Origin of the sequence: uncultured Anaerofustis sp. (assembly GCF_938029165.1) — a bacterium.
In the GTDB taxonomy this organism is placed as follows: Bacteria; Bacillota; Clostridia; order Eubacteriales; family Anaerofustaceae; genus Anaerofustis.
Genome location: NZ_CALHFB010000048.1, coordinates 1 through 5,726 on the forward strand (window position 1 = coordinate 1; position 5,726 = coordinate 5,726).

At 36.6% G+C, this 5,726-nt stretch carries 4 protein-coding genes and 1 pseudogene; all 5 read right to left on the reverse strand.

Annotated elements, in window-relative coordinates; genetic code table 11:
• Positions 1-289: pseudogene (locus Q0516_RS08930) on the reverse strand (phenylalanine--tRNA ligase subunit beta); the annotation flags it as partial.
• Positions 290-301: 12 nt separating this feature from the next.
• Positions 302-1,321 (reverse strand): phenylalanine--tRNA ligase subunit alpha, encoded by a 1,020-nt coding sequence (gene pheS / locus Q0516_RS08935; protein ID WP_294468931.1) that lies wholly within the window; start codon positions 1,319-1,321, stop codon positions 302-304.
• 25 nt (positions 1,322-1,346) lie between these two features.
• On the reverse strand, positions 1,347-2,522 hold the full coding sequence (locus Q0516_RS08940; RefSeq protein ID WP_294468933.1) for a malic enzyme-like NAD(P)-binding protein: 1,176 nt from the start codon (positions 2,520-2,522) through the stop codon (positions 1,347-1,349).
• Between the two features lie 10 nt (positions 2,523-2,532).
• Positions 2,533-4,365 (reverse strand): molybdopterin-binding protein, encoded by a 1,833-nt coding sequence (locus Q0516_RS08945; protein WP_294468935.1) that lies wholly within the window; start codon positions 4,363-4,365, stop codon positions 2,533-2,535.
• A 10-nt stretch (positions 4,366-4,375) separates the two neighbouring features.
• The gene (locus tag Q0516_RS08950; RefSeq protein ID WP_294468937.1) at positions 4,376-5,539 is read right to left on the reverse strand and encodes a molybdopterin molybdotransferase MoeA; all 1,164 of its coding nucleotides are present in this window, start codon (positions 5,537-5,539) and stop codon (positions 4,376-4,378) included.
• Positions 5,540-5,726 lie beyond the last annotated feature (187 nt).

A 5,726-nucleotide genomic window follows, 5' to 3' on the forward strand; every position in this document is an offset into this window, starting at 1 on the left:
TTGCACCTACTTTTGCAAAAGGGACTATATCCCCTTCACTTACGTTGTTTGCGCCCGTTACGACTTGATATTCTTCGCTTCCGTCAAACATGGTACATATTATAAGCTTCTCCGCATTTTCATGAGGAGTTATTTTATTTATCTTCGCGGTTACGACATTTTCTATCCCTTCTCCGAGATAAGTGACGGTTTCAACCATTGAACCGCTCATCGTCATCATATCGGCGAATTCTTTTATATCTTTATCTATATTTACATATTCTTTAAGCCAATTTATTGGTACTAACATTCTCTATCCTCCTTAAAATTGAGTCAATAACTCTGTGTCGTTTCCGAACAGCAGTCTTAAATCCTTGATACCGTACTTAAGCGTAGTCATTCTGTCAAGCCCTAAACCAAAGGCAAAACCGCTGTAGACTTCAGGGTCTATCCCGCATGATCTAAGCACGTTTGGGTGAACCATACCGCAGCCAAGTATTTCGATATATCCGGAGCCCTTACATACATTACAGCCCTTACCCTTGCATACTACGCATGTTGCGTCCATTTCCGCACTCGGTTCTGTAAAGTAGAACTGATGAGGTCTGAACCTTGTCTTTGTATCTTCGCCGTAGAGCTTCTTTACTACGTATTCCAAAGTCCCCTTAAGGTCTGCCATAGTGATGCCCTTATCTACTATAAGACCTTCAAGCTGGTGAAACAACGGAGAATGAGTGGCGTCTATTTCGTCCGTCCTGTATACTTTCCCCGGAGCTATTACCTTGATAGGAAGTTCATTTTCTTTCATTGCTCTTATTTGTACGGGAGAAGTCTGAGTCCTCAGACAGTTGCCGCCTTCAACGTAGAAAGTATCGCTTTCGTCTCTTGAAGAATGGTCCAAAGGTACGTTAAGGTTATCGAAGTTATATTTGACTAATTCCACTTCGGGACCTTCCGCAACGCTGAACCCAAGGGATTCGAATATCTCCTGAAGTTCGCCGATAACGTGATATAACGGATGATGATGTCCCGTTAAGACTTCCTTGCCGGGAAGAGTTATATCTATCTTATCCCTCTTTAATTTTTCTTCCATGAGCTTATCTTCTATGGAAGATTTCATCTTATTTAATTCTTCTTCTATATCCGATCTTACTTCGTTTGCAAGCTTACCTATAATAGGTCTTTCTTCCTTACTTAGTCCTCCCATTCCTCTTAGGATAGAAGTAAGTTTCCCTTTCTTGCCGAGAAATTCTATCCTGAAATTTTCCAAATCTTCCAAAGCGTTAAGATTTTGTATTTTTTCTTTAGCTTCTTTGCTGATATTCAATAATTGGTCTTTCACTTTACCCTCCTGAGATAATACTGATTTATTTGATATTTTTTACTATATTTTCTTTTACTGCTTCATCGTAAACAGCCTTTGCAACAGCCGACGCAACCTCTTTATCCAAAGCGGACGGAAGGATATTATGTTCATTCAAGTCCTCTTCTTTAACGAAGTCTGCTATTGCATGAGTAGCCGCTACTTTCATCCCCTCGCTTATCTTTGTCGCATAAGCGTCAAGAGCACCTCTAAAGATACCCGGGAATGCCAAAACATTGTTGACTTGATTTTCAAAGTCACTTCTTCCCGTTCCGACAACCCTTGCACCTCCGCTTTTAGCCGCGTCGGGCATGATTTCAGGGGTAGGATTTGCCATGGCAAAAATCACGGCGTCATCGTTCATGCTTTCCACCATTTCTTTATCCACAAGGTTACCCTTGGAAACACCGATAAACACATCGGCATTTTTTATTACATCTTTAAGTGTTCCGTCTTCCTTGTTCGGATTGGTTATTTTACTCAGTTCCTTTTGAACATAGTTGTTATTTTCATCTTCTTTTACCACTCCGTTTATACCGCATACGATAACATTCTCTGCTCCCAGATTTATAAGCATTTTCGTTATGGCATATCCTGCGGAACCGTCTCCGTTTACAACAATCTTTATTTTATCTATATCTTTATTTACTATTTTTAAAGAGTTTATTATACCCGCTCCCACAACTATCGCAGTGCCGTGCTGGTCGTCGTGAAAGACAGGGATATCCAGCTCTTCCTTGAGCCTTTCTTCCACCTCCACGCATCTCGGTGCCGAGATATCTTCAAGGTTTATTCCCCCGAACACCGGAGAGATAAGTTTAACTGTCTTTACTATATCCTCTACGTCAGTAGAATCTATACATATAGGAAAGGCGTCAACATCACCGAACTCCTTGAATAAAATGGCTTTGCCTTCCATTACCGGGATAGAAGCCTTTGCCCCTATATTTCCAAGTCCCAAAACGGCGCTTCCGTCGCTTACTACACCCACCAAGTTTTTCTTTGCGGTGTACTTATATACATTATCCTCATTTTCATGTATCTTTACACAAGGTTCCGCAACGCCGGGAGTATATAAAAGCGATAAGTCATCGCTTGTCTTTACTTCCTTTTTGCTTACTACTTCTATTTTTCCCTTTAAATCTTCATGCAGTTTAAGTGATTTTTCTTTTACATCCATATTACGCTTATTACCTTTCTATCTTAGATATCTTACCTAAATTTTCCGTGTCATAATCATCAGACAAAAATCCTTTTAAGTCTTCGCTAGTAAATATACTTTGTATCATATCCGTCAAAACCTTATCATCACTGTTTATAATAAAATCATTTTCCTTTATTATTACCGGAATGAATTTTATGCTCTTATGATTTTTTACTTCTCTCTCACTGATAAAACATATATCTATTTTATCCTCAAGAAGGGCTGACAGCAAGACTTTTTCGTTCTTATATATGTTTTCTTTAAAACCTTTTATATCGCCGATATCAATGTTCTTCGCCTTTAACAGTGCTTCCAAAGACGACCTTGAGAAAGTATTCCTCGGTAAATTTCCTATTTCCAAGTCCTTACTTACTAAATCCGTAACAGATACTATATCAAGATACTTTTTATTTGTGGCAAATCCGTATCTCTCACTCGCACCTTCTATTATAACTTTCCCCTTATTCAAATCCTCTTTGAAATAATCGAATTTATTCTCGAAATCTTTTAAAAAGTATTCCCTGCTTTCGATATAGCTTTCCGATAAAGACTTATCTTGTGACAGTATGAGATTTATTTCATTATTTGAATTTTTGGAGAAGTTTGAAAGACTTGTATTAAAATGATTTTTCCTGCCTGTGAAAAGTATGTTCTTATTTATATCTTTCCTGTCTTTCAAAAGATGTATCTCTACGCTTTCTCCTCTGTTTAAAAGAGTCTGTTTTTCCTTTGTTATAAAATATCCGTCCGCATTTAAATAATCCGATACCGAGTTTACTTCATATATGGGAAGTGCATAATAATTTTCATTATATAAAAACAAATTTACAAATACAAAATCCTTACAGTAAGGACTAGAGGGCGTATCGCTTAGAAGTGCGGAATATAAAGTCTTATCCTTTTTTGTATCTCCTACGGTAAGCTTTGAGATAAATCTCGATACAAAACGGTCATATATTATTATAACAGAGATGTTATCCCCGGGGATACCAAACACCAGGGAGTTTTCTATTTTTCCTAAAATAAAATCACTACCCGGATTTATTTTAACACCCCTGAAATAAACCCTTCCCAGCTTAGCCATGGTATCAAATGTATAATCGTTAGTTCCCTCACCCGTCTTACCCAGTATCAAGACTGCGTCAGAGGACATGGACTGTGACTTTATGACCCTCTCGAAGTCCGCTTTATCATCTCTTAATGGTTTTAATATATTTAAATCAACTCTATCTAAGTTTATTTTTCCTTTTAAGATGGTTGAATCGTTATCCAATATTATATTTTTTCTATCGCTGATTATATCTATCGTAGGTATTATACTTACTCTCGGTTTTCTGTAAACTTTGACTTTTTTTATTCCCGAAGAAATAAGTACTCCCGCTTTTTCACTCGTTATTAAAGTATCCTTATGATATAAAAAACTTCCTTTCAGAGTATCTTCACCCTTATATTTTATATTCCCGAACATTTTAGGATATTTATTCAAATAGAGCGAATATCCTTTATGAATGACATCCTTATTATCTATTACGGCATTGTATTTGTCTTCTACCCTGTCCCCTTTATTCACTTTTTTATAATCATCTATCTTTAATAAAGAACCCTTTCTCTCTAAGTCACCTATATTTATGCTGACCCCGTCTTTTAGAGCATAATCAAAGCTCGGAACATCTTCCTTTGTATATAAATCTTCGCTTATTACCCTTCCCATTACATCAAAAACAGACACCTCTTCACTTTCCAAGGGAGGCATACTGTTTAACAGTTCGTCAAATAATTCATTGAGTTGTTCAAAAGATATGTCCTTTAGATATTCCATTTTACTTCCTTTACACAAGAGTTACTTTTACGCTTTCGTCTTTTCTTATCTCGTCTTTGTCTTTGGGGATTAATATATATCCGTCTGTAGCACTTAAAAACTCGCTCATCAGACTGTCATCTTCTATTATTTCAAAATAATATCCACTGTCTTTCTTTTCAATCCTAACGGGTTTATATTCATTTATACCTTTCTTGGAAGGGACGTTATAAATGCTTTTCGCCTTTATGTATGGTTCATTTTCTTCTATGTTAAGAAAACTGTCTATTACGGGCTTTACGAAAACATTATATAGCAAATATACATCTTTGGGATTGCCGTTTAGGAAGAACACGGGAGTATCATTATGATTTATTATCAAAGTATCTTCTCCCGGAGAAATTAGTATCTCATCGGAATAAACTTTATTTTCTCCAAAGACTTCGGAATAGTCAAAAGACGAACTTACAAGAACGGTAACGATATCGCATTCACTTGAGGCTTTTTCAAGTACCTCAGCAGAACTCTTTTTATCAGCTATCCCGTAAGGAATGCTAATGACGTTCTTGTTTTCAAGCTGTGACGATAATATATATGAATTCAAATCTATATCTTTATCCTTTTCCGGCGTTCTAACAGTAGTTATATCTTCCCCGAAAGAAATAACTCCGACTTTTACTTTCCCATAAACTTCGACCATGAATTCGTTAAGACTCGCAAGCAGTCCGATATTCAGAGGATTTAACTTGGTATCCTTCTTTAAGACCACGTCCCCGCTTTTTATCTTTGAACCTTTGAAAGAAACACCGTGCCCCTTAGCTATCTCTCGGTTTACCCATATGCTTTTATCTTTTTCTTTTACATATTCTATATCGATAACGCAGTCCGCACCCTTTGGGAGTGCTTCCCCGCTTATTACATATTTTGCTTCGTTATCCTTTATTTGGTCCAAACCCGATATGTCAAGACTTATAGGGTCATAATAGTCTGCACCGTAAAGACTTTCATGATTTAAGGCGTAGCCTTCTATTTCCGCTCTGTCAAAGCTCGGGATACTGATTTTTGAAACTATATCCGACGCCAAAACGTGATTTAAGCTGTCTTCTATCATAATTATATGCGAACTTCTTTTCCTATTTTCAAAGTCCTTTTTTATTTTATTCAAAACATCATTTACACTGTCGGCTTTAATCATCTTTTTCTCCCAATTTAAGTTAAAATATACACTTTTTTACAAAAAATCATATTTAAAAATTATAGCATAATCCCCTTTTAATTACAACATTGACAATGTTTTCTTTTGCAAAGAAACAAAGCCTCAGGGGCTCTGCCCCTAAAACCCCGCAAAGTTTTTTCCAAATCGAAAAAACTTTTAAAAAAAA

Excerpts from the sequence above, each read along its gene's own strand:
- Q0516_RS08945 (WP_294468935.1), bottom strand. The coding sequence starts at position 4,365 with ATGGAATATCTAAAGGACATATCTTTTGAACAACTCAATGAATTATTT.
- Q0516_RS08950 (WP_294468937.1), bottom strand. The coding sequence starts at position 5,539 with ATGATTAAAGCCGACAGTGTAAATGATGTTTTGAATAAAATAAAAAAG.
- Q0516_RS08940 (WP_294468933.1), bottom strand. The coding sequence starts at position 2,522 with ATGGATGTAAAAGAAAAATCACTTAAACTGCATGAAGATTTAAAGGGA.